This is a genomic window from Amycolatopsis sp. NPDC059657 (assembly GCF_042734395.1).
In the GTDB taxonomy this organism is placed as follows: domain Bacteria; phylum Actinomycetota; class Actinomycetes; order Mycobacteriales; family Pseudonocardiaceae; genus Amycolatopsis.
Map to the genome: position 1 here is coordinate 1 of NZ_JBHWEB010000053.1, position 25,878 is coordinate 25,878.

Here is a 25,878-nt window from a genome sequence, read left to right on the forward strand (position 1 = left end):
CGTCAGCTCTGAGCTGACGAACGCCACATTGGGAGGCTGAAACCTGACGAATGCCACATTGGGGAAAAAATCAGCAGGTCAGTCGAGGGCGACGATGCCCTCGGCGTGGCGGCGGGCCAGCTGGCGGTAGATCTCGGCGTTGTGGTCGACCCAGAGGCGCGAGGTGTCCGTCAGCGGGACGTGCTTCTTGGCAGGGCTGCCCATGGCGATCATCTCCGGCGGGACGATCATGCCGGGCGTGACGGTGGCGCCGGCCGCGACCAGCGCGCGTGCGCCGATCTGGGCCTTGTCCAGCACCGTCGAGCCGTTGCCGATCAGCGCCTGCTCGCCGATCGTGCAGTCGTGCACGAGGCATTGGTGCCCGACGGTCACGTTCTTGCCGACCTCGCAGACGCCGTCGTTGACGTGGATCACCGAGTTGTCCTGGATGTTCGCGCCCTCGCGGATGATGATCTTCCCGAAGTCGGCGCGGATCACCGCGCCGTACCAGACGGAGGCGTCCTTTTCGACGACGACGTCGCCGATCAGCGTCGCGGTCGGCGCGATCCAGGCGTCGGGGTGGACCTGAGGGCTCAGCCCTTCGAAAGAGAACATCGGCATGCGCCCCACCCTAAGCGGGACGCATGCCGAGTCCTCACTAGACGGCCGCGTTGACGATCAGGTCGACGGCCTTGTCGTTACGCGCGGTCTGCGCGGGGATCACCGAACCCGGCGGGTAGAAGCCGGGGTTCGAGCCCTTGGGGTACATCTCGAAGGTGTAGCTGAGGATCTTGTGCGTGCCCCACATCCAGTCGTTGACGGCGCCGTCGGTGATGTAGAGGTCGCTCGACTGCTCCGGGGTGTACCCGTTCGTCGCCGCCATCTGCTTGCCGAGTGTGGCGAACTTGTCGTACTCGGCCTGCGTCATGCCGGGCGCGGTGTTGTTGTACGTCCACCCGAACGGCCAGAGCACCAGCTCCGAGTAGGTGTGGAAGTCGATGTGCGTCTTGATCTGCTGGGCGCCGCCGACCACCCGGCCGTTGACGAAGTCCGCGACCGCCTTGGACTCCGGCGCGGAGAACGCGGACGGGCCTCGGTAGGTCTCGGAACTCGGGGAACCGGAGGAACCGCCGCAGCAGCCCCACTTGTAGCCCCAGTTACGGTTCGTGTCGGTGCCGGAGCCCTGCCGGTTCTTACGCCACATGTGGTAGCTGCCGCCGGAGATGTCGTACTCCGAGCCGTCCGGGTTGACGTTCGGGATCACGTAGATCTCGTGCGTGTCGACCATCTTCTTGACGTTGGCGTCCGTGGCGTACAGGGACGTGAACCGCTTGACGATGCGCAGGCACATCTCCGTGGTGAGGTGCTCACGCGCGTGCTGGTTGCAGGTGAACAGCACCTCCGGCTCGTTCTCGTCGGCCGCCACGTTGTCGCTGATCTTGATCATGTTCAGCGCGCGGCCCTGGTACGAGTTGCCGACGCTCGTCAGCTTCGCCAGCGCGGGGAAGCTCGACTGGGTCTGCTGCAGCTCGGCCGTCGTCTCGGCGTAGGTGTGATAGGCCTGGTCACCCGGCGGGAAGTCGGTGATGGCCGACGGGGCGACGTCGGCGGCGGGCACGCTGCCCCGGCGTTCGACGGTGAACCCGAGCGCGCGCAGCTCTTTCGCCTTGTCGGGGGTGGCGATGACGATCGACGACTCTTCGGTGGATTCGACCATGTCGACGCCGGTGCGGGCGACCGCGGTGCGCAGCTGGGGCGTCGCGGTGCCGAGCACTTCGTAGATGTCGCGTTGCGGTTGCGCGGCCGTCGCCGAGGTGGCGGCGACGGTCATCGACAGCAGTGCCAGCGTGGAGAGAAACGCTGCCATGCCACGTCGTTTGCGCATTCTGCGCCTCCTGATCTTAACCGGACAGGGTGACTCCACCTTGGCGGCAGCGCAGGAGAAGGAACAATACGTAGCAATACGGATCTTTTTCGCGTCTGCTACCCGTAGTTGGCCAGGCACAGCGCGGCGATGTCGGCACGCAGCGCGCGGAACGGCCGAGGCCGGACCCGCTGCTGCACGATCGCCCCCAGCAGGTACGAGAGCAGCGCGCGGGCGCGGTCGCGCGGATCGTCGACGTCGAGCGGGGCGAGCAGCTCGGCGAACAGCTCGGTCACCGAGACCAGCATCGCGTCGATGGCCTCCGGATGCCGCGCGCGGTCGGCGGCGATCCAGTACTCGAACCAGAGGAAGCCCGCGTTGGGCTGCTCGGCGAACGTCGCGAGGTAGGCCTTGAGCACGGCGAACAGCCGCTCGTTCGGATCGTCGACGCGCGCGGCGACCTCGCGCAGCGACGCGACGAAAGCGGTGATGTGCGCGGCCATCGCCCGGTCGATGAGCACGTCGATGTCGGCGAAGTAGTAATGGATCGCGCTCTTGGTGAGCGGACCGGCCTCGGCGATCGCGCGGACGGTGCACCCAGCGAGCCCGTCGCGGGCGAGCACCAGCCTGGCCGCCTCGACGATCTGCTGCTGCTTGTACAGCTGGTTCGGCGACAGCTCGGTACTGCGTCCGGGCGCGACGGTCAAGGGGCGCTCCTCTCGGGTTCGGAGTCCTGAACTCTAGGTCACGGGTCCCAACCTGATCGAGACACCCGAATACGGGCTGCGCGAGAAGCCTCGACGGCGGACAATGCCACGCATGGTTACATCCGCGACGGGCGGCCTGAGCCCCGAAACCCGCGAACAGGTGCTCAAAGAGCTGACCGACCTCCGAGCCCAGCGTGCGCAGAACACGCCGCGGCTCGGCGAGGCCGACAAAGCGGGCGACTCCGCCGACCAGGCGGACGCGCTGGAGGCACATGAGGTCGCCGCCAGGCTCGACCGCCGGATCGCGGAGCTCGAAGCGTTGCTCGAGCACGGCCCGTCGTCGCACCTGCTGGCCGACGGCACGGTGGTGACGCTGCGCTTCAGCGACGGCGAAGAGGAGACGTTCCGCGTCGTCACCTTCCCCGGCGAAGCGGCGGACCTGCTGACCTCGGACAGCCCGCTCGGGCTCGCGCTCGTCGGCCGCAAAGCGGGCGACGATATCCGCTATCGCACACCACGTGGCGAAGCGACCGCGACGGTCGTTTCACTGAACGCGCCCCACTAACTCGGACGAGTGATTCCACGAAACAGGGCCCCTCGTGTGAGGGGCCCTGTTTCAGGTACTACGGCTCAGTGCTTGGCGTCAGCCGGGAAAAGCCACAGCGGCCCGTAACCCGACGTCATTTTCGCGATCGGCCCGAGGCACGGCCCCTGGCAACCGCGGACCCGGTCGGAGCAGTCGCATTCGAGGTCGAGCGGTGATTCGACCGCCTGCGCCTGGAACGACTTCGTCACGGCGGCCTGGCCGCCGAGCGAGGCCAGCAGCTTGAAGGCGTCCGACGGCCCGAACTTCTTGACCGCGTCCTCGTACAGCGAGGTCAGCTGCTTCTTGGTGCCTGCCTTGGGTTCGCCCTCGAAGTTCGAGACGACCGTGGCGAGTGCGACGGCCTGCGTGATGACCGCGGTCTGCCCTGCCGAAAGCCTGCCGTTCTCGCCGCGGAACCGGCTGAAGTGCTCCATCCAGAGCTTGCTCTTCGCCTCCGGCGCCAGCGCCTCGAAAATCGCACGGCGATAAGCGACCGGGTACCGCGAGAATTCGTCATAATTCGTCGGCAGTTTGGCGCGGTTCTTCTCAATCCAATTGCGCCCCTTGGCCGGAGCCTCGGGAGCCGCACTGGCAATTCCCGCGGTCAGCAGACTGCCCGCGACGACAATTCCACCGGCGAGCTGAAGAAAGCCCGCACGGCTGAGTTTACCGGCTTTACCCGTCAATTCACCGGCGTCGCGCAACTGCCCGAGCGCGCGCACGACACGCACCGAGGAGGCAGGCCCGAGCCTGCGCACCAGCGCCGCGCCCATCGCCTTGCCCGTCCACGCGCGCACCTGCTCGCCACGCACGCGGAGCAACGTCGGCGCCCACGGCGCGGCGTAGCCCAATGCCTGCTCACGCCACTGGCTCACGTCATCGTGGCTCAGCGACATGACCTCGATCCGGCCATCGCACGCCCGCTCGACGACGGTGGAGATTTTCCGGCACGTCTCGCACGACGCGTCGAAAGCGAGCACCCAGCGCTCAGGTCCGATCCCCATGTTTCCTCTTCTTCCTGCCGTGACCGACCCACCCCAGACGACAGGCAGCGACACGGAAATACATCAGAGAGAAATGTATTGACAGCCACCTTCGACTGGCACCACTTTACTGGAGGACCGACTGGGGGCACCAGCCTCGTTAAGAGTGAACAAACCCCGCACGAGAGTCCGCTGGCATGATCGAGCCGCCCCGAGTCGACGTTACCGTTTTCTTCGAAAAGTGACCAAGCTCGTCCCGGCCCGGTAACAATGTGGCACGGGTGAAGAGCGGTCTGTCAGCAACGGCGGGGCAAGGCGGCGGAAGCCACCTCGACCTGCCGCGCGAGCCTGAGCAGCCCGGAGGCCCGGAAGTACTCGCCGCGATGCTCGGCCCATTGCGCGGGTGTGAGCCGCTCCTCGAGCTCGTGGATGCACCCGGCCAGCGCCTCGCGTTGTTCCGGCCCGAGCACACCGGCCGAAGCCAGGCAAGCGTCCACACAGGACTGCACCTGACCGGCGACGGGATCGCCGGGAACCACCAGCGGCGCGAGCTTGCGCCTGCTGTCGAACATCACGGCGTGCAAGGCGGCCCGCCGCTCATCCCCATGCCACCGCGTCAGGTAGTGCGGGTTCTCCTCACCCGGGGCAGGCCGCCGACGCCCAGCCCGCTTGGCGCGCAGCCGCCGCTCCCCATACGCCCGCAGCTCCGCATGCCAAGCACCCCGGCTGGCCTCGATCATCTCGAGTGCCCGCACCAAGGCTTTCTCATCCGGCCGCACCAGGAACGCCCCGGCCCGCTCCTCCAGAAAACTCAAGGTGGCATAGAACCCAATGGGCCGATAGAGCTGCACACAACTACGCAGCGCCCCCACCCGATGCCGGTAGGGCAGCGCCCCATCCCGCACCTTCCGCGCAAAGTTGCCAAAGCTCACCCCGGCAACCTACCCACCCCCCGCCCCAACCACCCCCCGAAACCAAAACCACCCCACCGGCACCAGAGGGTCTTGGGCAAGTCGTGAGGTTGCGGGCGGTTAGAACCGCCCGCAACGCTCACGACCCCAAACCCCACGCACCATGACAACGGAGCGCGACCCACTGACTGAGGGGGTCCGGGGGGCGCAGCCCTCCCGGCGGGGGTGTGGGGGCTCGGCCCCCACATCAACACGCGGAACGAAAAATGGCCCGCGCCCTCCGCGGGCACGGGCCACCTATTGAGTGGAGCCGCCTAGGGGAATCGAACCCCTGACCTATTCATTACGAGTGAATCGCTCTGGCCGACTGAGCTAAGGCGGCGTGAACGAGGCCATGGCCTCGTTCGTGGACAAGTGTAGCGGGTAGGTTCGCGTCACCTTCCGGACCCCACCTCGTTAGGGTCCTATGACGCCGGTCTCAGTGCCGTTGACCGGCACACGTCGCGTTGGAGGACTGGAACGTATGCGGTCAAGCCTGCCCCGCAAGTTCGCTCTGCCGGTGACGGCCGCGCTGTTGGCGCTGTTCTCGGCGCCGGCGTCGGCTCAGCAGATCCCGACGACGCCGATTCCGGAGCCTGCTGATCCTGGGCAGGCGCCGATCACTTCGCAGCCTTATCCGCGTCCGCTGGGTCACGCGGTGGGCGATGCCGGGTCGGCGCTGGGGATGGTGCGGTTGCTGCCGAACGCGGTGCCGACGGGCACGATCCTGCCGGGTTACGGCGACAAGTTGCCGAAGCAGTCCGCGCTCGAGGCGGGCATGGGCTTGTCAAGCGCGCAGGCGAACTCTGAGGCTTATCTGGCGTACGAGAAGTCGATCGCGCAGGCTTCGCCGTTCGGGCTTTCGATCGCGGGTAAGGCGCCGCAGGCTCCTGGAAGCCTGGTGCAGACGGCTCTGCCGGACAACGAGCAGCCGATCAGTGGCGGGCTGAACGGTCCGCAGAATCCGCTGCTGAATGTCGGGCTGCTCAACGGCCAGGTGCACGCGCGGTGGAGTGACACGCTCGGGCCTTGTGTCGGGACGATCGCCGACGCGAGCACTTCCGTCGGCAACCTTTCGCTGCTGAACGTCATCCCGACGCTGCCGCAGCTGCCGATGGGCGGGCTCGGGGTGCCGAACCTGGCGAGCGGGTTCGACCCGGCGAAGGGGTTGCAGAGCCTCGGCGGGCTGTTGCAGGGCGGCGGGCAGACCACGGCGAACGGGTCGCTGCTGAACCTGCCGAACACGCTGTCGTCGCGGTCGATCGTGCGGCTGGTGGACATCGCGGGCTCGGACCGCAAGGCCGTCGAGTCGATCTCGACCTTGCAGGGCGCGGACATCCAGATCCTGAAGGGCACCCCGCTGGAGCTGTCGATCAAGATCGCCAGCCAGCCGACACTGCGGGTGCTCAACACGGGCGACAAGAAGACTTCCAAGGTGGACTACACCGCGCCGGTGATGACCATCGAGCGCGGCGGCAAGGTGCTCTACACCCTCGACGCGGCGCACCCGACCAAGGACATCCCGATCGGGCTGCCGCTGGACGGGTTGTCGCAGCAGTTCGGGCAGGTGGACAGCATCCCGGTGGTCGGCGGGCTCGTCTCGACGCTGACCAAGGGTGTCCAGCAGGTCGGCGACACCACGGGCAAGGTGCTCGACCTGGGTGTCATCAAGCTGAGCATCGCGAACCTCACGCAGAAGAGCCTCGACATGACCGAGCCGTTCAAGGGCTTCCAGCTCGCGGCCTCGGCGCGGATGTTCGACCTGCAGGTGCTGCCGACGACGAAGCTCAAGGAACTGCTGGGCGACAACGGGAAGGATCTGCCGTCCTCGCTCGCGCAGATCTCGCTCGGTGAGCAGATCGCCCGCGCGTACGCGCCGGAAGGCGGTGTCGAGTGCGGCACCGAGCAGGCGCCGCCCGGTGGCGGCGAGCAGCCGAAGAGCCCGCCGAAGAACCTCGCGTACACCAGCGGCGCCTACAACACGGTGCCGATGTTCTGGACAGGGACAGGCCTGCTGCTGCTCGGGGTGATCCTGGTGGCGGCCATCCCGCGCCGCCGGACTCCCGCGCCGGTTCAGTTCAAGCCGTCGCCGCGGCCGAGGTCATAAGGGGTCGTGAGCGTTGCGGGCGGTTCTATTGTGCTGAAAGCCAAATGTGGCTGGCTGGTGAGGCGCGCTGAAGCCTCGGGTGGGCGTGAAGCGAGGGGGCCTTTGGGTGCGTAGTACGCACTCGGGGGCACCCTCGCTTCACGATGGGGTTCTGGCGGAGTCCGCGAGTGGTAACTCTGCTGCATCTAACGGAGCAGAGTTACCACTCGCCCATGCTGAACGAGGGGTTTCCCGGCTCCGCTCGATGCAGCAGGGGAACCCCTCGCCCGAAGCCCTGACAGGCTGACGCTGGCCAAGGTCGCCCAGCACAACATGACACCTTTGACCTTCCGCCCAATAACCGCCCGCAACGCTCACGAGTCCTAGCCCTGGCGCAGGGTGGTGATCATCGCCTCCACCGCGATCCTGGGTTTGACGTTGAGGCCGATGGCTTCACGGCATTCCAGCACGGCTTCGAGCCGCCGCAAGGTGGACTCGGCCGTCCACTGGGACGCGGCGGAGGTGATCTCCCTGGCGTGGTCGGGGTGCGTCAGCGCGGCGCCTGACCGGCTCGACGTGACGAGCACGTCACGGTAGAAGCCCGCGAGGTCGATCAGCGCGAGGTCGAGTGTGTCGCGCTGGGTGCGTGTCGCGCGCGACTTCTGCCGCTTCTCCAAGGCTTTGACGGCCGCTTCGGCGGCGCGTTTCGCGCCCGAGACGCCCTTGCCGATGCCGTCGCCGCCCATCGCGGTGCGCAGCTCGGACTTCTCGCTCTCGTCGCGGTCCTTGCTGGCGCCGCTCGCGTCGGCCTCGGCGGTGCTGATCAGCTGGTCGGCGCTGGTGAACACGTCACCGGGCCTGCTGAGCCCGAGCGGGATGCGCAACACGATCGCGCGCCGGTCGCGGGCACTCTCGTCGGTGGCGAGCCGCCGCGCGCGGCCGATGTGGCCGCCGCAGACCGAAGCCGCCCACTGCGCGAGGTCCTCCGGGACCTCGTCGCGCTCGATCAGCACCTGCGCGATGGCCGAGGCCGGCGGCGTGCGCAGGTTGATCAGCCTGCAGCGCGAGCGGATGGTGACCGAGACGTCTTCCGGGTGATCCGAGGGCGCGCAGAGCAGGAAGACCGTGCGGTCCGGCGGCTCTTCGACGGCCTTGAGCAGCGCGTTCGACGCGCCCTCCGTCAGCCTGTCGGCGTCCTCGATGATCACGACCTGCCACTTGCCGGTGGTCGGGCGGCGCGCGGCGGCCTGCACCAGCGCGCGCATCTCGGCGACCGAGATCGACAGGCCTTCCGGCACCACGAGCCGGACGTCGGCGTGTGTGCCTGCCATCGTCGTGCGGCAGCCCGCGCAGGCGCCGCAGCCGAGGCCGGTGCTGCACTGCAACGCGGCGGCGAATGTCCGCGCGGCCGTCGAGCGTCCCGATCCGGGCGGGCCGGTGAGCAGCCAGGCGTGCGTCATCGCACCGGCGGCCGCCTGCTCCCCCGCCACGATCTTGGCGGCCGCTGCCGCTGCCGCGGACAGCGTCTCGACCGCTGGTTCCTGCCCGACGAGCTGGTTCCAGACGCCGATCGTCACTTGGTCTCCAACACGGCCTCGGCGGGCGCGAGCCCGGACAACCGGCCGATCAGCATCGCGCGGACCGCGGTCCGCACCCGCTCACCGACCTCTTCTTCGGTGCCGTCGGCGTCGACCACGACGTAGCGATCGGGGTCGGCCTCGGCCATCTCGGTCAGCAGGTGCTGGACCCGCCACTGGTCTTCGAGGTTGCTCGGCTTGACCTGCGCGACCGTGCCGGGGTCGGCGTCGAGCAGCACGGTGATGTCCGGGCGCAGCCGCCCGGTCGCCCAGTCGGCGAGTGCTTCGAGCTCGTCGGTGTCGAGCCCGCCGACGGCGGACAGGTGCGCGAGCGGCGAGTCGACGAACCGCTCCATGACCACGACCGAACCGGCGTCGAGCGCGGGCTGGACGTCGCGTTCGACGATGTCCGCGCGCACCGCGGCCGCGGCCAGCGCCTGCGCACGCGCGCCGGTGAGCGAAGCGCCGGAAACCAGCGAGACCAGGCGGTGGTCGTCGAGCGCCGGGTCGGCGGCGAGCACGACGGGGCGGGTGCCGGAGCGGAGCCATTCGGCGAGGCGGGAGGCCTGGTTGGCCGTGTTGATGACGGTGGTGCCCTCGATCGCGATGAGCAGGCCGTTCACCCGGCGCGGCCGCCTGCGCAACGCGTTGCGCAGATCGGTCAGGATCGGCTCGGTGCGGCGCGAGTCCATCTGCCGGTAGGCGACGATCCCGAACAGCGAGGCCAGCAGCGCGCCGCCGATCATCACCGGACGGGTGCCGTCGATGATGATCTCGCCACCCCAGCCGCGCACCTTGGTCGGCGCGACCAGCCCGACCAGCAGCGGCACCAGTGCCAGCGAGCCGCCGAGCACCACCTTGAGCAGCGATTGGTAGATCGCGTTGATCCGGCCGCGGATGGAGTCCTCGACCTGCGAGCCGATGATCGTGATGCCGGTCAGGAACGCGATGCCCGCGCAGGCGCCGACCAGCGCCACCGCCACCAGTGACACGGACAGATGCGGCGAGAGGCCGACCAGCAGCAGCGCGATTCCGGCGAAGACGATCGCGACCCCGAACAGCCGGTCGTGCGGCAGCCGCCTGGCGAGCTTGGGCGCGCCGCCCATGCCGATCACCAGGCCGAGGAAGACACAGGCGACCAGCAGGCCGAACGCCGACTGGCCGGCACCGAGGCTGTTCGCGTACGTCTGACCGGCGCCGACCACCGCGCCGCCGGCCGCGAACGCACCGGTCATGCCGATCAGCAGGCCGCGGACCAGCGGAGTGCTCTTGATGAACTTGACGGCGTCGGAGAACATCGCGCCGATGCCCTGCGAGTCGTCCTTTTCGGTCTTCTCTTTCGACCGGGGCACCTCGTGCACGCCGCGCAGCGACAGCTCCGGGATCCTGGTCAGGATCGTGAGCGCGCTGGCCAGGTAGAGCACGCAGGCGACCCCGAGCACGATCTTGAGCGGCCCGTGGTCGCCGAACAGCGTGGACGGCAGGTGCAGCGTGGTCTTCGCGCCGGTGATGATCGAGAACAGGCCGAGCCCGGTGACCACCGAGATGCCGTAGGTCATCACCAGTCCGAGCTGGCCCGCGGTCTCCACCTGGCTGGGGCGGCGCAGCAGGTTGGGCACCGCCGCGTCCTTCGCCGGGATCCACATGATCGCCGCCGAACTGACGGCGAAACCGCTCAGGTAGATCCAGATCGGCGAGTCGAAGACGATGACCGAGAACAGCAGGCCCGCGCGCAGCACGTCGGCGACGACCATGATCTTGCGGCGGTCGAACCGGTCGGCCAGCAGGCCGCCGATCGGCGCGAACAGCAGGCCTGGCAGCAGATTCGCGAGTACGACACTGCTGAACGCGAAGTTCTTCGCGGTGTAGCTGCTCGCGATGCTGTTGGCGAGCCCGGCCAGGCCGAAGATCATCATCCAGTCGGCGGTGCTGCACAGGTACGTGACGCCCCAGAGCCGACGGAACGGCTTGATCGCCAGTACCCGCCTGACCCGGTGGATGGTGGATGCGTCAGAACCCGCCGGCCCTCCGGAGCCGACGTCAGGCACTGTCCGCACACCCTCGCTGATACGCCCACCCCACTAGTAACGGCAGCGTCGGCGGACCCCGAGGAGTACCCCGACCGTATGGCCAGGGTATCCCGGTGGACCTGCCGCGCGCGGGATGGGCCCTTCAGGTGCCCGTTAAGAGAAGATGCCCGCGATGCTCCCGAAAAGGCTCACAAGCAGCTGAATCGCCACAATCGCGAAGACGATCATGAGCACCACGGCCACGATCACGCCCGCCGAGTTGGACGACGGCTTGCTCAGCTTGAACGCAGGCAGCCTGCGCGACGGCGGCCGCTTCCTGGGTACCTCTTCGTCTTCGTCAGGCGCGGTCTCGGCGGCGGCAGAGCGGCCCTTCGGCCACTTCGCCTGCCGGAGGATCTGAGGTGTGCGCACCGGCCAGGTTCGCTGCTGCGGGAGCATGCCGAGCGGCTGCTCGACGGGGACCTCGCCAGGCGTGAACGGCTGCGGCAGCGCCGACGAGTAGGTGGAGCCGTTGCCATTGCCATTGCCGTTTCCCTGCTCGGCGAGCAGCGCGGCGTTGACCAGCGCACGGACGGCATCGGCGTCCGGCTGCACCGGGGTGGCTACCCGGAGGCGTGGGTGTTCGTCACCTGACCGCTCGGGAGCGGCCCCGGCCAGCCCTGACAGCGGATCGGCGAACGTGTCCTGCGCCAGGGGTGCGAAAGTGCCGTCTCCATCTGGAGTTCGACCTGTCATCGTGACCACCTCACTACGGAATGTCGTGCCCTTCCAGGGTAGTGGGCGGCGCCGATTCCACATCCACCCAACGGACCAGATACGCGTCACGAGCGGCCAGACTTTTGGCCACTTCGTCAAGTAACGGTTCGAAAAACGCTTGGCGATAGCGCGCGTCCGTCGCCGTCGACGCCGCGAAGTACAGCCCGGAGAATCCGCCGAGAAACAGCGAGACCTGCACCAATGCCGACTTGACCGGCAGCCGGACACCCAGCAGCGAGCCGGGACCGGACTCCCGGCCCGCGTACAACGTGATCACTTCGGGCTGCAGGATCAATGCGCCGAAGACGATGAAAAACAAGAAAACGAGGACCGCGAATGCCACTATCTGGACGGCTTCGGTGAAAAACAGGACCAGCAGGACGTTCAACCGCTCCGAAACTCTCAATTCTTGACTACGCTCAGTGAGCTTGTCGTTTTCGAATGGAGTACCCCGAAGCAGTGCTGATCGATCTCGTAGCGGACGGTGTCCGGCCCGGAGTTCCCGCATCTCGTCGATGAGCATCCCGGTGAGGAAAGTGGCACCCACCGTGCCGAGGAAGAGCAGCGCCATCCACAGCTGAAACCGGCTCAGCCGTTCCACCGCCTGCCAGAGCTCGGCCGTGAAGAAGCTGAACAGCACCACCAGCAGCATCAGCGGCAGCGCCCGCGATGCCAGCGACCCGATCGTCTTGACCTGGTCGAGCGCGCTGCGGGCCGCCCACACCAGCACCGAGCCGATCCCGATCCTGACCAGCAGGTTCAGCGCGATCGCGATGGCCGCGTTCTGCCCGACGGACGCCCAGAACCCGCTGCCCAGCCCGCCCACCTCGACAAGCGGCACACCGAACACCCAGAGCGCCACGAACACGATCACCGCGATCCGCTGCACTCGCTCCGGCTTGGTGTCCATCCACCGCGAGACGAGCCACCCCGCGACCGCCGGGACGGCGACCACCGCGAACAGCAGCGCGAGCACGCCCACGGCGTACCCGGTGCTGCCCTCGTCCGAGACATTGAGCCTGCTGAGCAGGTACGTCAGCAGCGGGTCGAACAGCAGCAGGTAGACCTGCGCCGGCGCGGACCGGCGGAGCACGGCCCGCTTGCGCCGCGACCGCTCGACCACGAACGGCAGCCCCCGCCGCCGGAACCAGGCCTCGGCGGCGCTGCGCTCATGGTCCGATGGCCTTCTCCGTCCCCTCACCGCGCCCATCTTGGCTCACTCGCGCCACCGCCCGCGACCGCCATTACGGAAGCCTGGATCGTCCTCCTTCCACGCTGATGCGGAAGAAGGTCTCGCACATCTCGTCGGTCATGCCGATCAGCAGCAGCTCACGGGAGCGGTCGCCGCCGCCCCACTCGGCCAGCGCGTAGCGGCCGATGTCCGTGTCGACCAGCACGAAGCCGTGCTCCGGGAACTCGGCGCAGAGACCGCCGAAGGCGACCAGATCGATCACCGTGGTGCCGCTACGAGGCCGTTCGAGCAGGTCCATGACCTCGTCGACCTTGCCGGAGTGGGCGACGTCGATGGTGCCGTCGGCGTTGACCGGGACGCGGACCATCGCAGCGCGGCCCGGCGGAGCTTTGGGCAAGCGGGCGACGATCTCCTCCGGCAGGCGAACGTCGGCACCGCCCTTGAAGTCCCAGCGCCGGTCGGGATGACGGACCTGCACGAGCAGCCCGCCCTCGTCGTCGGCGTACGCGCGCAGGTCGAGCACCTCGGCCAGGTCCTCGTACACGCCGGTGAGCACCGCGCGGACGGAACCGCGCAGCAGCACCGAAAAGAACTGGAAGCCGCCATCGTTGAGCTCGCCGTGCTCACCGGCGCCCATCTCCTCGAGGAAGATCGCGCGCTGGATGTGGCGCTCGGCGTCGGCGATGAGATCGGCAGGGTCCTCCGAGTAGACGCCGAACCGGATCTCGTCGTCCGTCAGGTCCGGCTGGTACTGGTCGAAGATCGAATGCCGCTCGGGGACGGCGGCCAGCACCGGTGCGGCCGCCAGTTCCATCAGGCCGGTGACCGTGCCCGCGATCAGCTCACGCATGACGCCTCACCGACTCCGCGATCCAGCGCTCGGCGTGCGAGCGGGTGGCCGGGCACCACCAGATCGTCCAGCGGCGGTCGCCGTCGAGCGACGCGCTGAACAGGTAACGCCCGAGATCGTTGTCGACCAGTCCGAACGCACCGTGCGGGTACTCCGCGCAGACCGCGTCGCGGACCGTGAGGTCGACCAGCACCGTGCCGAGCCTCGGCCGCGCGACCGCCTCGCGCATCGCGGCCAGCGCCTCGTGCTGATCCGGCTCGATGAGGCCGTGCTCATCGGCCTGGATCACGACGATCTCGCCGGGCCCCGCCTCGCGCTCGGGCAGGCCGTCGAACACCCAGCCGGGCAGGGTGCTCAGGAAACCCGCGCGCAGCCTCGCTTGGTCGCCTGCCTTGCTGAGCACGGTCGTGAAGTCCTCGTCACCGAAGAACCGCACCTCCCACGGCTCACGCCGCTCGGCGAACACCCCGGTGACCACGCCGCGGATGAACCCGCCGCGCAGCGCCCGGTACAGCCCGATCGCCTCCGGCGTGACCTGCCCGCCCGGCGCGAGCCCGAGCGCGGACATGCCGGTCACGAAGCGCAGGTACTCCTCGACCTCGGCGACGAGATCGCGGTCGCGCGGCAGCGCGCACTCCTCAAGACATGCCGGAACCTGGAACTGCGGATCGAAGAACTCCATGACCGACGGCCGCTCCGGAACCTCCGCGCGGATCGGGGCGACCACTTCGTCGATGACGTCAAAGACAGCCAGTGTCGAGTTGCTCACGGGATCCATTAAACACCCTGGCACCGACAATTTTTCGCACTTACGTTCGAACCCACCCGAGTGGGTTTCGGGCGGGTTCGAACTCCGGCTACTTGGCTGTCTTGGAGGCCGCCGGCTTCTTCGCGGCGGGCTTCTTGGCGGCCGTGGTCTTCGCGGCGGCCGGCTTGCGAGCCGGTGCCTTGCGCTTCGGGGCCGGGCCCTTGGCGCGCTTCTCGGCGAGCAGCTCGGAGGCACGCTCCGCGGTCAGCTCCTCGATGCTGTCCGCCTTGCGCAGGGTCGCGTTGAACTCCCCGTCGGTGACGTACGGGCCGAACCGGCCGTCCTTGACCACCATCGGCTTGCCCGACACCGGGTCCTCGCCCAGCTCCTTCAGCGGCGGCTTCGCCGTCGCCGAGCGGCCACGCTGCTTCGGCTGCGCGTAGATCGCGAGCGCCGCCTCGAGCGTGATGTCGAAGAGCTGGTCCTCGGTCTCCAGCGAGCGCGAGTCCGTGCCCTTCTTCAGGTACGGCCCGTAGCGCCCGTTCTGCGCGGTGATCTCGTCGCCGGACTCCGGGTCCTTGCCGACCACGCGCGGCAGCGAAAGCAGCTTCAGCGCGTCTTCGATGGTGATGCTCTCGATCGCCATCGACTTGAACAGCGAGCCCGTGCGCGGCTTCGGCTGCTTCGCCTTGTGCGCCTTCTTCTGCGCGGCGGTCGCGCCGTCCGGCAGCTCCTCCGGCTCGGGCAGCAGCTCGGTCACGTACGGCCCGAACCGGCCGTCCTTGGCGACGATCTCGTGCCCGCTGACCGGGTCGGTGCCCAGCACGCGGCCCTCCTGCGGAGTGGCGAACAGCTTCTCCGCCAGCTCCAGCGAGAGCTCGTCGGGCGGCGTGCCCTCCGGCAGGTTCGCCCGCTGCGAGTTCCCGTCGACCTCGCGCTCGAGGTACGGCCCGTAGCGGCCGACGCGCACGACGATCGTGTGCCCGTCGGAGTCGCTGAACAGCGGGATCGAGTTGATCTCGCGGGCGTCGATGTCCTCGACACTGCCCTCGACCAGCTTCTTCAGCCCGCCGAGACGGCCGATCGACCCGTCGACGCCCATCTCGCCGCCGAAGTAGAACTTCGAAAGCCACAGCGTGCGCTGCTCGTCGCCGGACGCGATGCGGTCGAGCTCGTCTTCCATGCCCGCGGTGAAGTCGTAGTCGACGAGGCGCTCGAAGTGGCGCTCCATCAGCCCGATCACGGCGAACGCGACCCAGGACGGGACCAGCGCGGAACCCTTCATCCACACGTAGCCGCGGTCCTGGATGGTCTTGATGATCGACGCGTACGTCGACGGGCGGCCGATGCCCAGCTCTTCCAGCTTGCTGACCAGGCTCGGCTCGCTGTAGCGCGCGGGCGGGGACGTGGTGTGCCCGTCCGGGTTGAGCTCCGAAGCGGTCAGGCCCTGGTCCTTGACCAGCTGCGGCAGGCGGCGCTGCTTGTCGTCCGCCTCGCCACCGGCCTCGCTGTCGACGGCTTCGACGTAGGCCTTGAGGAACCCGGCGAAGGTGATCGTGCGGCCGGACGCGGAGAACGTGCACTCCTCGCCGCTGGTCGCCAGGCCCGCGATGCGCACCGACATGGTGGTGCCCTTGGCGTCGGCCATCTGCGAGGCGATCGTGCGCTGCCAGATCATCTCGTACAAGCGGAACTCGTCGGTGTCGAGTTCGCCCGCGACCTGGCCCGGGGTGCGGAAGACCTCACCCGACGGGCGGATCGCCTCGTGGGCTTCCTGCGCGTTCTTGACCTTGCGCGTGTACTGGCGCGGGCTGGGAGCGACGTACTCCTTGCCGTACAGCTGCGTCGCCTGGTTGCGCGCGGCCGTCAGCGCCGACTCCGACAGCGTCGTGGAGTCGGTACGCATATAAGTGATGTAACCGTTTTCGTACAGCCGCTGCGCGATCCGCATGGTGCGCTCGGAGGTGAACCGCATCTTGCGGCCCGCTTCCTGCTGCAGCGTCGAGGTCATGAACGGCGCGTACGGCTTACGGGTGTACGGCTTCTCCTCGACGCTCGCGACCTTGAAGTCACGCCCGTTGAGGCCCTGCGCCAGCCGGATCGCGTCGGCCTCGGCCAGCACGCGGACCTCGCTCGAGCCGGACTTGAGCTGACCGTCGGGGCCGAAGTCACGGCCGGTGGCGAGGCGCGCGCCGTCGACGGCGATGAGCCTGGCCGGGAAGTTACGCGGCGTCGCTTCTTCGCCGGCGTCCATCGTCGCGGAGATGTCCCAGTACGAAGCCGAGGTGAAGCGCATGCGCTCACGCTCACGCTCGACCACGATGCGGGTCGCGACGGACTGCACGCGGCCTGCCGAGAGCTTCGGCATGACCTTCTTCCACAGGACCGGCGAGACCTCGTAGCCGTAGAGGCGGTCGAGGATGCGGCGGGTCTCCTGCGCGTCGACGAGGTCACCGTCGAGCTCACGGGTGTCCGCGGCCGCAGCCCTGATGGCCTGCTCGGTGACCTCGTGGAAGACCATCCGGCGCACCGGGATCTTCGGCTTCAAGGTCTCCAGCAGGTGCCATGCGATGGCCTCGCCCTCGCGGTCGGGGTCCGTGGCGAGGTAAAGCTCGTCGACGTCCTTCAGCAGCGCCTTCAACTCGCTGACCTTGGACTTCTTGTCCGGGGTCACGATGTAGAGCGGCTTGAAGTCGTGGTCGACGTCCACGCCGAGCCTGGCCCACGCCTCACCCTTGTACTGGGCGGGCACGTCGGCGGCGCCGCGCGGGAGGTCCCGGATGTGGCCCACCGAGGACTCGACGACGTAGTTCCCGCCGAGGTACGGCGCGATCTTGCGGGCCTTGGTGGGCGACTCGACGATCACCAGCCGCCGACGCCCCGCGCCGTCGGATGCGTCGTTCTTCTTCGTCCGTGCTCCAGCCACGCTGTCCCGCTCTCCGCTCATTCCGCTGTTCGACCAGTCAGTGTGCACCGCCTGACCGGCCGGTCAACGCCCAGGTAGGGCAACACGCCGACAAGCCCACGCCAAGCGCATCGCCGTTGACCTCGGCGATGTTTCCTTTCCAGAGCTAGCACGTGATGTCGCACACGTGCCCGCCGGGGGTATCCGTAGCGACTCGCATACCCTCCGTTCGACGGTGGTGGGCGTCACAGGTCGCCGCTTGACTGACTACCACACGCGACCGGAAGGAACCCACGATGACGCGACGCCTGCTCGGCATCCTCTTCGCAGCACTGACCACGACCGCGCTGGTCGGCACCGCCGCACCGGCCACCGCAGCCGTCCAAGCCGCGAACTTCGCCGGGACGGTCGCGCTGTCGAACTGCTCCGGCTCGCTGATCAAGCTGGCGGGCGCCGCCGACACCGACCCCGGACTGGTGCTCTCGAACGGTCACTGCCTCGAATCCGGCTTCCCCTCGGCCGGCCAGGTCATCACGAACAAGGCGTCCACCCGCTCGTTCACCCTGCTGAACGCGAACGCGGGCTCCGCGGGCACGCTGCGGGCGAAGAAGATCGTCTACGCGACGATGACCGACACCGACGTGTCGCTCTACCAGCTGAACGAATCGTACGCCCAGATCAAGGCCCGCACCCGCATCTCGCCGCTGGAACTGGCCTCGGTGCACCCGACCGCGGGCAATCACATCGACATCGTCTCCGGATACTGGAAGCGGATCTACTCGTGCAACATCGACGGGTTCGTCTACCAGATCAAGGAAGGGTCCTGGACCTGGAAGGACTCGATCCGCTACACCCCCGAGTGCAAGACCATCGGCGGCACCTCCGGCTCCCCCATCATCGACAGCGCGAGCGGCAAGGTCGCGGGCGTCAACAACACCGGCAACGAGGATGGCGCGCGCTGCACCGTCAACAACCCGTGTGAGGTCGCCCAAGACGGCACCGTGACCGTGCGCAAGGGCACGAACTACGGACAGCAGACCTACCGCTTCTACGGCTGCCTCAAGGCCAGTGAGCTCGACCTGAAGAACCCCGCCTGCGCGCTTCCCAAGCCGTAGCGATCACCCTGCCCGTCTGGCCGTCTCCGGCCAGGCGGGCAAGGCCGCGGCCGGTGGCCTGCCGATCAGCTCGGCGAAACAGTCGAGACGGCGGCGGCCGGTCACCTTGATGGCGGGGCCGCCACGGCGCGGGCCGACCAGCTGGGCGGGCACGCCGAGCGCCGCCAGCGCGCCGACCAGCGGCTCATGGGTTTCGGGCGCGTCGAGATCGACCGCCAGCAGATAAGCGTGCTCGGCGGACCGGCCGCAGGCCAGCGCCCACATCCGCAGCATCGCACCGTTCAGCCGGAATCCCGGCGGGACGGACTTCTCGGTGCCCCACTGGCCAGCCAGCGGCAGCAGGTCGATCCGGAACGGGGTCCTGACCAGCGGCTCACCCTCTTCGGACGCGCCGACCTCGGCGTCGACCCCGCGCCTGCGGCATTCGTGTGCGATCAGGCTCGCCCGCCACGGCTGCTCGACCCGCACGGTCAGCCGCGCGGCCGTCCCCCCGAAGCTCGCCAGCCGTCCCTGGCCGCACAGCAGCCCGGCGAGATCGGCGAGCCTCGGTCCACTGGCCTCGGCCGAGAAGAACGAGATCTGATCCACACCCCACAGGATAGAACACCAGTTCGATTAATGCCTAGGGCGCGTCTGATGGATCTCGTTCGATGAGAGTCGAGATCCAGGTGGTTCCTGGCGGTGCCGCGGCATCGCCCTCGTACCGGGTTGTACTCGGGTGATGCCGCGGTGCCGCCAGGGGCCGCCTGGGCTCGGCTATCGCGAACACGGATCCATCAGACACGCCCTAGGCTCAGTTGCCCTGCCTGGACAGCGGCGAGCCCGTTTCACCCGGTGGCGAGAGCTGCTGACAGCTCGGAGCCTGCCTGCTGGCCAGTGCCAGCTCGGGCACCGAGTGCAGGCCGCGCATCAGATCCAGCCGCGAAATGTCGTCCAGGGGGCCACCCGCGTCGGCCAGCGCCTTCTTGATCGCCGCCGGATCCTTCGCCGTCTCGAGCAGTTGCCTGGCCTCCGCGGCCCGCGTCCTGATGCCGGTGAACGACTGCGCGGCGTTGTCACGCACCGCGACGCCGCCCGCCACCGGAGACGGCCCGAGCTTGGCCAGCGTCGCGAGCGACCCGTCCAGTCCGCCGATCACGGAAGTGAGCAGCTCACGAGTGGTGACCGCGGCGCGCGCCGGGGAGCTGGGGTCGACGACCGGCATGGTCGACAGGGTCCGCACCAGGCCGAACGCGGCCTTGCAGTACCCCTCCGCCCAGAGCACCACCGGATCACCACCGGACCCGCCTGCCGAGCCGGGCCTGACGCCCGCCTGGGTTCTCGGCTGCTGCCCGCACGCGGCAAGGGACAAGCCGAGTAAAAGGCAAAGTCCTGTTGATATGGCGGCGAAAACGGTACTCCGCGGCCGCAAACTCCTTGCACCTCCTGCAAACGCAGTATCAAAAGCCGCTACCGACGGTACCGATCACACAGCGGTTTGCAAGTCGCCAGGCTGGACGTGCCTTATCCGGAAATGTTCTTGCAGTTGGGGGCTTTTTCGATCGCGGCCGCTAGTGCGGGCGAGGCTTGGAGGTCCTTGAGCGGGTCGACGATCGAGTCGGTGATCTCGGCCGCCGTCTGGAGCCCGGCCATCGCGTCGGTCAGCGCCTGCTGGTCACCTGGCGCCGCGGCGTCGAGCTTGGTCTTGGCCGCCTTGACCTTCTCGGCCGCCGGCTTGTAGGCGTCGATGAGCTTCTGCTTCGCCGTGTCGCCGATGGGGTCCGGTGCCTTCGCGAGCTTGCCGAGCGAGCCGACCGCGCCGTTGAGGGCGTCGTAGATCTTGCCATACAAGGCAGAGATGCTCTTGCGGCCCGCGTCGGGGTCGGACGGGTCCATGTTGCCGGAGTCCTGGCCCGCGTTCTCGATGGCCTTCAAGCCGGAGAGTGCGCCGCAGTAGTCGTTGACCCAGCCCGCCGGGTCGGTCGCGCCGGACGGCTGGACGGGAGCGGGCACCGGGGCCGACGTCGCGGAGGAGCCGGAGTCGGACGAGGCCGCGCTGGACTGGCCGGACGGCGGGGGCGACGCGTCCTTCTTCTCGTCGCCGCTGCAACCGGCGAGCGCGAGCGTGAGGGTGAGGCCAGCGGCCACGAGAGAGAGGCTGCGCCTCATTGAGCACTCCTTGGGGACGGGAAAGCCAACCGCAAGGCACGCTACTCGATCACAGCCGTTCTCGGGCCCGTCACAAAGTGGCGACGGACCCGAGCGACGTGCTTACTTCTTGTCCAGCGCCTTGCAGTTCGGCTGGTCCTTGCCAGCCGCTTCGAGCTCCGGGGCACCCTTGAGCTGCTTCTCCGGGTCGAAGCTGCTCAGCGCGGTGCCGACCGACTGGAAGGCCAGCGCGGCGGCGGCCACGGCCTGAGCGTCACCGGCGGGAGCGGCGTCGAGCTTCTGCTTGGCGGCCTTGATCTGGTCGTCGACCGGCTTCAGCGTGTCGAGGAAGGTCTTCTTCGCCTCGTCACCGGCCGCGACCGGGGACGCGGGCAGCTTGCTGAGCTTCTCGACGGCGGGGCTGATCGCGCCACCGATGGTCTCGAGCAGCTGGGACATGGCCTTCTGCTTCTCCGCCATCGAAGCGGTGTCGGCAGGCGGCTGGATCTTCGAAGCGTCGAGGTTGGCCAGCTCGGTGAGCGAGCCACAGAAGTCGTTGACCCAGGCGCCCGCGCCCGCGGCCGGAGCCGCGGCGGAGCTGCCAGGGGCGGGTGCCGGGGAGGAAGGCGACGGGGCGGCCGTCGACGGCTTGTCCGCGGAACCGCAGGCGGTGAGCGCCAGCGCCAGGGCGACCCCTGCGCCGGCAAGACTGAGGCTGCGCCTCATGGTGAACTCCTTAGTAAAGGGACTTTCAAGCAAACCGGACGGTACTCGATCACAAAACACAGCGGGCCCGCCACGCGAATAAGCGTGACGGGCCCGAGTGGGTTACAGCTGCTGCTAGCTCGCGACCTCGGCCGGAGTGTCCGACAGCACGGTGCCGCGCTTCTTCGAAACCACGATCGCCGCCACGATGATCGCGACCGCGACCAGCGAGATCACGATGCGCAGCGGGGTCGACGCGTCGGGGCCGATCGAGAACTGCACGACCGCCGGTGCGATCAGCACGGAGACCAGGTTCATCACCTTGATCAGCGGGTTGATGGCCGGGCCGGCGGTGTCCTTGAACGGGTCACCCACGGTGTCACCGATGATGGTGGCCTCGTGCGCGGCCGAGCCCTTGCCGCCGTGGTTGCCGTCTTCGACGAGCTTCTTCGCGTTGTCCCACGCGCCACCCGAGTTGGCGAGGAAAATCGCCATCAGGGTGCCGGTGGCGATGGCGCCTGCCAGGTAACCGGCGAGCGCGCCGGTGCCGAGGCCGAAGCCGACCGCGATCGGGGCGAACACGGCGAGCAGACCGGGCGTGGTCAGCTCACGGAGCGAGTCGCGGGTGACGATGTCGACCACGCGGCCGTACTCGGGGCGGGTGGTGCCCTCCATGATGCCCGGGATGTCGCGGAACTGGCGGCGCACCTCGTACACCACCGCGCCCGCGGCACGCGAGACCGCGTTGACCGCGAGACCCGAGAACAGGAACACGACCGCCGCGCCGACGATGACGCCGACCAGCGTCGCCGGGTTCACCACGTTGGCGATGAACTCACCCGTGCCGCCGACCGCCTTGGTGATGGCGTCGGAGTACGAACCGAACAGCGCCGTCGCGGCGAGCACGGCCGTCGCGATCGCGATGCCCTTGGTGATCGCCTTGGTGGTGTTGCCGACCGCGTCGAGCTCGGTGAGGATCTGCGCGGCCTTCTCGTCGACGTCACCCGACATCTCGGCGATGCCCTGCGCGTTGTCCGAGACCGGGCCGAAGGTGTCCATCGCGACGATGACGCCGACTGTGGTCAGCAGGCCGGTACCGGCGAGCGCGACAGCGAACAGCGCGACGCCGCCACCGAGCAGGTAGGCGCCGAACACGGCGCCCGCGATGACCAGCGCGGTGTAGACGGCGGACTCGAAGCCGACCGAGATACCGGCCAGGATGACCGTGGCCGCACCGGTTTCCGACGTCTTGCCGACATCCTGGACCGGCTTGTGCTCGGTGCCGGTGTAGTACCCGGTGAGCTTCAGGATGACCGCGGCCAGCACGATGCCGATGATCACCGAGACGATCGCGACGATCTGCGGGTTACCGTGCTCGCTGGTGGCACCGGAGGTGAACTCCGCGAACGTGCTGGGCAGGTACACGAACGCGGCGATGGCCGACAGCACCGCGGAGATGGCCGCGGAGATGTAGAACGCCCGGTTGATCGTGACCAGGCCGCCTTCGCCTTCCTTGGCCTTGGTGATGTAGACACCGATGACCGCGGTGATCACGCCGATCGCCGGGACGATCAGCGGGAAGATCAGGCCGTGCACGCCGAACGCCGTGCTGCCCAGGATCAGTGCCGCGACCAGCATGACCGCGTACGACTCGAAGAGGTCGGCCGCCATACCGGCGCAGTCGCCCACGTTGTCACCGACGTTGTCGGCGATGGTGGCCGCGTTGCGCGGGTCGTCCTCGGGGATGCCCTGCTCGACCTTGCCGACCAGGTCGGCGCCGACGTCGGCGGCCTTGGTGAAGATACCGCCGCCGACACGCATGAACATCGCGATCAGCGCGGCACCGAAACCGAAGCCTTCCAGCACCTTCGGTGCCTGGCCCGCGTAGACCATGACGACGACCGCGGCACCGAACAGGCCGAGGCCGACGGTGATCATGCCGACGACGCCACCGGTGCGGAACGCGATCCGCATGGCTACCTCACGACCACCCTCCTCTCGTGACGCCGCCGCGACCCGCAGGTTGGCCTGGGTGGCCAGCCACATGCCGAGGTAACCGATCGCGAACGAGAAAACCGCGCCGACCAGGAAGAACAAAGAGCGCCCGATGCGCTCGCTCCAGTCGGCGGCTGGCAGAGCGAACAGCAAGAAGAACACGATGGCACCGAAGACCACCAGAGTGTTGCGCTGTCGCTTCAGGTAGGCAGCCGCGCCTTCCTGCACCGCCTTGGCGATGTCCTGCATCTTGGAGGTGCCCTGGCCCGCGGCCAGAACCTCCTTGAGCAGCACATAACCGATGACGAGTGCGGCAAGGGCGACCACGGCGATCACACCGACGATGGTGTAATCACCTCCGGAGAGCTCTAGGCCCTCCGCGAGGAACTGCCGGGACATTCGTCCTCCATGAGACGTCGCCTTTTCCAATGCCGGAAGGCCGGTGAACCCGGCGCGCCGTCATTGGCGTGGGATCTACACCACAAGTGGTGTGGTTTGCCGGAGTGTATTGGTACTGCGTGGGACGTCGGCAAGGCGTCCCGATACTGATACGTTGAGTGATCTTGTGACACTGCTCACTAGATCGATTCTTCGCAGGCGTGGCAACGATTCCGGAACAGGGTTTCGGAGGTTGTCGGTGTGCTGTGCCAAGCTCGTCGGGTGGCAGGCGCGATGGACGGGGAGCGAGCGCGCGCACTGCTGCGCCGGATGACGGCAGGCTTGCCGGAGGACCTCAACCCGATCACCCATATAGCGCAATTTCCCGCCAGGATCGCGAGCTTCGCCGAGTGGCCGTCGTGGGCACCGCCGGAGGTGGTGGACGCGTTGCGCTCGTCGGGTGCCGAACGTGCTTGGACGCACCAGATCGAGGCTGCCGAACTCGCGCACTCGGGGCGCAACGTGGTCATCTCCACCGGCACCGCGTCCGGCAAGTCGCTGGCGTACCAGTTGCCCGTGTTGTCCGCACTGACCGCCGACGAGCGCGCGTGCGCGCTGTATCTCTCCCCGACCAAGGCACTGGGCGCGGATCAGCTGCGTTCGGTGTCCTCATTAGACGTGTCCGGCGTACGGCCGGCGTCCTTCGACGGCGACACCCCGATGGCCGAGCGGGACTGGGTGCGCGCGCATTCGCGGTGGGTGTTCACGAACCCGGACATGCTGCATCGCGGGATTCTCGCCTCGCACGCGCGCTGGGCGCGGTTCTTCAAGCGGCTGTCCTATGTAGTGGTCGACGAATGCCACAGTTATCGCGGGGTTTTCGGCTCGCACGTGGCACTTCTGTTGCGGCGGCTGCGACGGGTGGCCCGGCATTACGGCGCCTCACCGGTTTTCGTGCTGGCCTCGGCGACGACGGCCGAGCCGGCCGCGTTCGCGAGCAGGCTCATCGGAGCGGACTGCGCGGCCGTAACCGAGGATGTCTCGCCGCGCGGGCCACGCACGATCGCGCTGTGGGAACCGCCGCTGCTGGAAGACTTTTCCGGCGAGAACGGCGCCCCGGTCCGGCGATCGGCAGGTGCCGAAGCCGGCCGGATCCTCGCCGAACTGGTCATCGAGGGCGCGCGCAGCCTGGCTTTCGTGCGGTCACGGCTCGGCGCCGAGCTGACCGCGATCGGCGCACGCCGCATTCTGTCCGAAGTGGACAGTTCACTGCCGCCGCTGGTGGCCGCGTACCGGTCCGGCTACCTGCCGGAGGAACGGCGCGCGCTCGAAGCGGATCTGCTCGCCGGGCGGCTGCTGGGCGTCGCGACGACGAACGCGCTGGAGCTCGGCGTCGACATCGCCGGGCTGGACGCGGTGGTGCTGGCCGGTTATCCGGGCACGCTCGCCTCGTTCTGGCAGCAGTCGGGGCGGGCGGGCCGGTCCGGCGATTCGGCGCTGGTCGTGTTCGTCGCCCGCGACGATCCGCTCGACACCTATCTCGTGCATCACCCGGCGGCGATACTCGACCGCCCTGTCGAAACCGCCGTGCTCGACCCGGCGAACCCGTATGTGCTGGCACCCCAGCTGGCCTGCGCGGCGGCGGAGTTGCCGCTGACCACGGGTGAGCTGGACGCGTTCGGCGGCGAAGCGGCGAAATCCGTGCTGGACGGCCTGGTGGCCGATGGTGTGCTCCGGCGGCGGCCGAGTGGCTGGTACTGGACGTCACGGGACCGGCCGCAGCACGAGGTGGACATCAGGGGATCCGGCGGCGAGCAGATCGCGGTGGTGGAAGCGGATTCCGGCCGGATGCTCGGCACGGTCGACCCTGGCTCGGCGTGTTTCACCGTGCACCCGGGCGCGGTGTACCTGCATCAGGGCAAGTCGTACGTCGTCGACGAGCTGGACTTCGAAGCCGGGCTCGCGATGGTCCACGCCGAGGCGCCCGACTGGAACACCCAGCCCCGCGAAGTGGTGGACATCGCCGTGCGGAAGACGGTGCTGCGCAAGGATTACGGCGGCGTCAGTATCTGCCTCGGCGAGGTGGCCGTGACCTCACAGGTGGTCGGCTATCTCCGGCGGCGGCCATCCGGTCAGGTGCTCGACCATGTCTCGCTCGACCTGCCGGAGCAGGTACTCGAGACGCGGGCGGTCTGGTACACGATCTCGCCCGAACTGCTGGAGGTGTGCGGGGCACCGGGGGGGGGGGGGCGCGGGGCCGCCGGCGGGGCCCGCGGGCCGGGCGGGCGCCCCGCCCCCGCGGCGGGGCCGGGGCACCCCATGGGCCCCGGGGGCCCCCGGGGGGT

At 68.5% G+C, this 25,878-nt stretch carries 21 protein-coding genes and 1 tRNA gene; 4 read left to right on the plus strand and 18 right to left on the minus strand.

What is annotated here, in order from left to right:
- Nucleotides 1-78: 78 nt before the first annotated feature.
- The 3 genes from ACFV15_RS26500 to ACFV15_RS26510 all read right to left on the minus strand — a co-directional run bounded on the left by ACFV15_RS26500 (nucleotide 79) and on the right by ACFV15_RS26510 (nucleotide 2,550).
- Nucleotides 79-600 (minus strand): gamma carbonic anhydrase family protein, encoded by a 522-nt coding sequence (locus tag ACFV15_RS26500; protein WP_378353304.1) that lies wholly within the window; start codon nucleotides 598-600, stop codon nucleotides 79-81.
- A 37-nt stretch (nucleotides 601-637) separates the two neighbouring features.
- Complete coding sequence (locus ACFV15_RS26505; protein WP_378353356.1) at nucleotides 638-1,846, minus strand: M14 family metallopeptidase; 1,209 nt, start codon at nucleotides 1,844-1,846, stop codon at nucleotides 638-640.
- A 116-nt stretch (nucleotides 1,847-1,962) separates the two neighbouring features.
- The gene (locus ACFV15_RS26510; protein ID WP_378353305.1) at nucleotides 1,963-2,550 is read right to left on the minus strand and encodes a TetR/AcrR family transcriptional regulator; all 588 of its coding nucleotides are present in this window, start codon (nucleotides 2,548-2,550) and stop codon (nucleotides 1,963-1,965) included.
- Nucleotides 2,551-2,662: 112 nt separating this feature from the next.
- Between ACFV15_RS26510 and ACFV15_RS26515 the strand changes: the two genes are divergently transcribed.
- On the plus strand, nucleotides 2,663-3,115 hold the full coding sequence (locus ACFV15_RS26515) for a GreA/GreB family elongation factor (protein ID WP_378353306.1): 453 nt from the start codon (nucleotides 2,663-2,665) through the stop codon (nucleotides 3,113-3,115).
- 65 nt (nucleotides 3,116-3,180) lie between these two features.
- On the opposite strand, the gene ACFV15_RS26520 is transcribed toward ACFV15_RS26515, so the two are convergent.
- From ACFV15_RS26520 to ACFV15_RS26530, 3 genes are all read right to left on the minus strand, one after another.
- Nucleotides 3,181-4,140 (minus strand): bacteriocin fulvocin C-related protein, encoded by a 960-nt coding sequence (locus tag ACFV15_RS26520; RefSeq protein WP_378353307.1) that lies wholly within the window; start codon nucleotides 4,138-4,140, stop codon nucleotides 3,181-3,183.
- A gap of 275 nt (nucleotides 4,141-4,415) precedes the next feature.
- The gene (locus ACFV15_RS26525; RefSeq protein WP_378353308.1) at nucleotides 4,416-4,934 is read right to left on the minus strand and encodes a hypothetical protein; all 519 of its coding nucleotides are present in this window, start codon (nucleotides 4,932-4,934) and stop codon (nucleotides 4,416-4,418) included.
- A 401-nt stretch (nucleotides 4,935-5,335) separates the two neighbouring features.
- Nucleotides 5,336-5,412 (minus strand) — tRNA-Thr (locus ACFV15_RS26530).
- Between the two features lie 141 nt (nucleotides 5,413-5,553).
- On the opposite strand from ACFV15_RS26530, the gene ACFV15_RS26535 reads away from it, so the two are divergent.
- Nucleotides 5,554-7,176 carry a hypothetical protein gene (locus ACFV15_RS26535; RefSeq protein WP_378353309.1) on the plus strand — a complete coding sequence of 541 codons (1,623 nt, stop codon included), beginning with the start codon at nucleotides 5,554-5,556 and terminating at the stop codon, nucleotides 7,174-7,176.
- A gap of 362 nt (nucleotides 7,177-7,538) precedes the next feature.
- On the opposite strand, the gene ACFV15_RS26540 is transcribed toward ACFV15_RS26535, so the two are convergent.
- The 7 genes from ACFV15_RS26540 to topA all read right to left on the minus strand — a co-directional run bounded on the left by ACFV15_RS26540 (nucleotide 7,539) and on the right by topA (nucleotide 17,234).
- Entirely contained in the window at nucleotides 7,539-8,732 is a 1,194-nt protein-coding gene (locus ACFV15_RS26540; protein WP_378353310.1) for a DNA polymerase III subunit delta', read from the minus strand.
- Nucleotides 8,729-10,789, minus strand: a complete 2,061-nt coding sequence (locus tag ACFV15_RS26545; RefSeq protein WP_378353311.1) for a bifunctional MFS transporter/dTMP kinase — start codon at nucleotides 10,787-10,789, stop codon at nucleotides 8,729-8,731. The genes ACFV15_RS26540 and ACFV15_RS26545 overlap by 4 nt, the downstream gene beginning before the upstream one ends.
- Before the next feature lie 126 nt (nucleotides 10,790-10,915).
- Nucleotides 10,916-11,497, minus strand: coding sequence for a hypothetical protein (locus ACFV15_RS26550; protein ID WP_378353312.1), 582 nt, complete (start codon nucleotides 11,495-11,497; stop codon nucleotides 10,916-10,918).
- A 13-nt stretch (nucleotides 11,498-11,510) separates the two neighbouring features.
- Nucleotides 11,511-12,719, minus strand: a complete 1,209-nt coding sequence (locus tag ACFV15_RS26555) for a hypothetical protein (RefSeq protein ID WP_378353313.1) — start codon at nucleotides 12,717-12,719, stop codon at nucleotides 11,511-11,513.
- Between the two features lie 43 nt (nucleotides 12,720-12,762).
- Entirely contained in the window at nucleotides 12,763-13,560 is a 798-nt protein-coding gene (locus ACFV15_RS26560; RefSeq protein ID WP_378353314.1) for an ESX secretion-associated protein EspG, read from the minus strand.
- Complete coding sequence (locus tag ACFV15_RS26565) at nucleotides 13,553-14,338, minus strand: ESX secretion-associated protein EspG (protein WP_378353315.1); 786 nt, start codon at nucleotides 14,336-14,338, stop codon at nucleotides 13,553-13,555. Before ACFV15_RS26565 ends, ACFV15_RS26560 begins: the two co-directional genes overlap by 8 nt.
- A 79-nt stretch (nucleotides 14,339-14,417) precedes the next feature.
- Nucleotides 14,418-17,234: a type I DNA topoisomerase gene (gene topA / locus ACFV15_RS26570; RefSeq protein ID WP_378353316.1), complete on the minus strand. Its 2,817-nt coding sequence runs from the start codon at nucleotides 17,232-17,234 to the stop codon at nucleotides 14,418-14,420.
- Nucleotides 17,235-17,509: 275 nt separating this feature from the next.
- Between topA and ACFV15_RS26575 the strand changes: the two genes are divergently transcribed.
- On the plus strand, nucleotides 17,510-18,328 hold the full coding sequence (locus ACFV15_RS26575) for a serine protease (RefSeq protein ID WP_378353317.1): 819 nt from the start codon (nucleotides 17,510-17,512) through the stop codon (nucleotides 18,326-18,328).
- 3 nt (nucleotides 18,329-18,331) lie between these two features.
- On the opposite strand, the gene ACFV15_RS26580 is transcribed toward ACFV15_RS26575, so the two are convergent.
- From ACFV15_RS26580 to ACFV15_RS26600, 5 genes are all read right to left on the minus strand, one after another.
- Nucleotides 18,332-18,916, minus strand: coding sequence for a hypothetical protein (locus ACFV15_RS26580; protein WP_378353318.1), 585 nt, complete (start codon nucleotides 18,914-18,916; stop codon nucleotides 18,332-18,334).
- Nucleotides 18,917-19,121: 205 nt separating this feature from the next.
- Nucleotides 19,122-19,595, minus strand: coding sequence for a hypothetical protein (locus ACFV15_RS26585; RefSeq protein ID WP_378353319.1), 474 nt, complete (start codon nucleotides 19,593-19,595; stop codon nucleotides 19,122-19,124).
- 236 nt (nucleotides 19,596-19,831) lie between these two features.
- Entirely contained in the window at nucleotides 19,832-20,476 is a 645-nt protein-coding gene (locus ACFV15_RS26590) for a hypothetical protein (protein WP_378353320.1), read from the minus strand.
- Between the two features lie 102 nt (nucleotides 20,477-20,578).
- Nucleotides 20,579-21,181 (minus strand): hypothetical protein, encoded by a 603-nt coding sequence (locus ACFV15_RS26595; protein ID WP_378353321.1) that lies wholly within the window; start codon nucleotides 21,179-21,181, stop codon nucleotides 20,579-20,581.
- 114 nt (nucleotides 21,182-21,295) lie between these two features.
- Nucleotides 21,296-23,554: a sodium-translocating pyrophosphatase gene (locus tag ACFV15_RS26600; RefSeq protein ID WP_378353322.1), complete on the minus strand. Its 2,259-nt coding sequence runs from the start codon at nucleotides 23,552-23,554 to the stop codon at nucleotides 21,296-21,298.
- 273 nt (nucleotides 23,555-23,827) lie between these two features.
- Between ACFV15_RS26600 and ACFV15_RS26605 the strand changes: the two genes are divergently transcribed.
- Nucleotides 23,828-25,878: DEAD/DEAH box helicase (locus tag ACFV15_RS26605; RefSeq protein ID WP_378353357.1), on the plus strand; the 2,051-nt coding region annotated here is incomplete at its 3' end.

Bases quoted from the DNA above. Each gene is read 5' to 3' on its own strand.
- ACFV15_RS26550 (WP_378353312.1), bottom strand. From the start codon at position 11,497: ATGACAGGTCGAACTCCAGATGGAGACGGCACTTTCGCACCCCTGGCG.
- ACFV15_RS26520 (WP_378353307.1), bottom strand. From the start codon at position 4,140: ATGGGGATCGGACCTGAGCGCTGGGTGCTCGCTTTCGACGCGTCGTGC.
- ACFV15_RS26600 (WP_378353322.1), bottom strand. From the start codon at position 23,554: ATGTCCCGGCAGTTCCTCGCGGAGGGCCTAGAGCTCTCCGGAGGTGAT.
- ACFV15_RS26595 (WP_378353321.1), bottom strand. From the start codon at position 21,181: ATGAGGCGCAGCCTCAGTCTTGCCGGCGCAGGGGTCGCCCTGGCGCTG.
- ACFV15_RS26560 (WP_378353314.1), bottom strand. From the start codon at position 13,560: ATGCGTGAGCTGATCGCGGGCACGGTCACCGGCCTGATGGAACTGGCG.
- ACFV15_RS26565 (WP_378353315.1), bottom strand. From the start codon at position 14,338: ATGGATCCCGTGAGCAACTCGACACTGGCTGTCTTTGACGTCATCGAC.
- ACFV15_RS26500 (WP_378353304.1), bottom strand. From the start codon at position 600: ATGCCGATGTTCTCTTTCGAAGGGCTGAGCCCTCAGGTCCACCCCGAC.
- ACFV15_RS26575 (WP_378353317.1), top strand. From the start codon at position 17,510: ATGACGCGACGCCTGCTCGGCATCCTCTTCGCAGCACTGACCACGACC.
- ACFV15_RS26590 (WP_378353320.1), bottom strand. From the start codon at position 20,476: ATGAGGCGCAGCCTCTCTCTCGTGGCCGCTGGCCTCACCCTCACGCTC.
- ACFV15_RS26535 (WP_378353309.1), top strand. From the start codon at position 5,554: ATGCGGTCAAGCCTGCCCCGCAAGTTCGCTCTGCCGGTGACGGCCGCG.
- ACFV15_RS26505 (WP_378353356.1), bottom strand. From the start codon at position 1,846: ATGGCAGCGTTTCTCTCCACGCTGGCACTGCTGTCGATGACCGTCGCC.
- ACFV15_RS26515 (WP_378353306.1), top strand. From the start codon at position 2,663: ATGGTTACATCCGCGACGGGCGGCCTGAGCCCCGAAACCCGCGAACAG.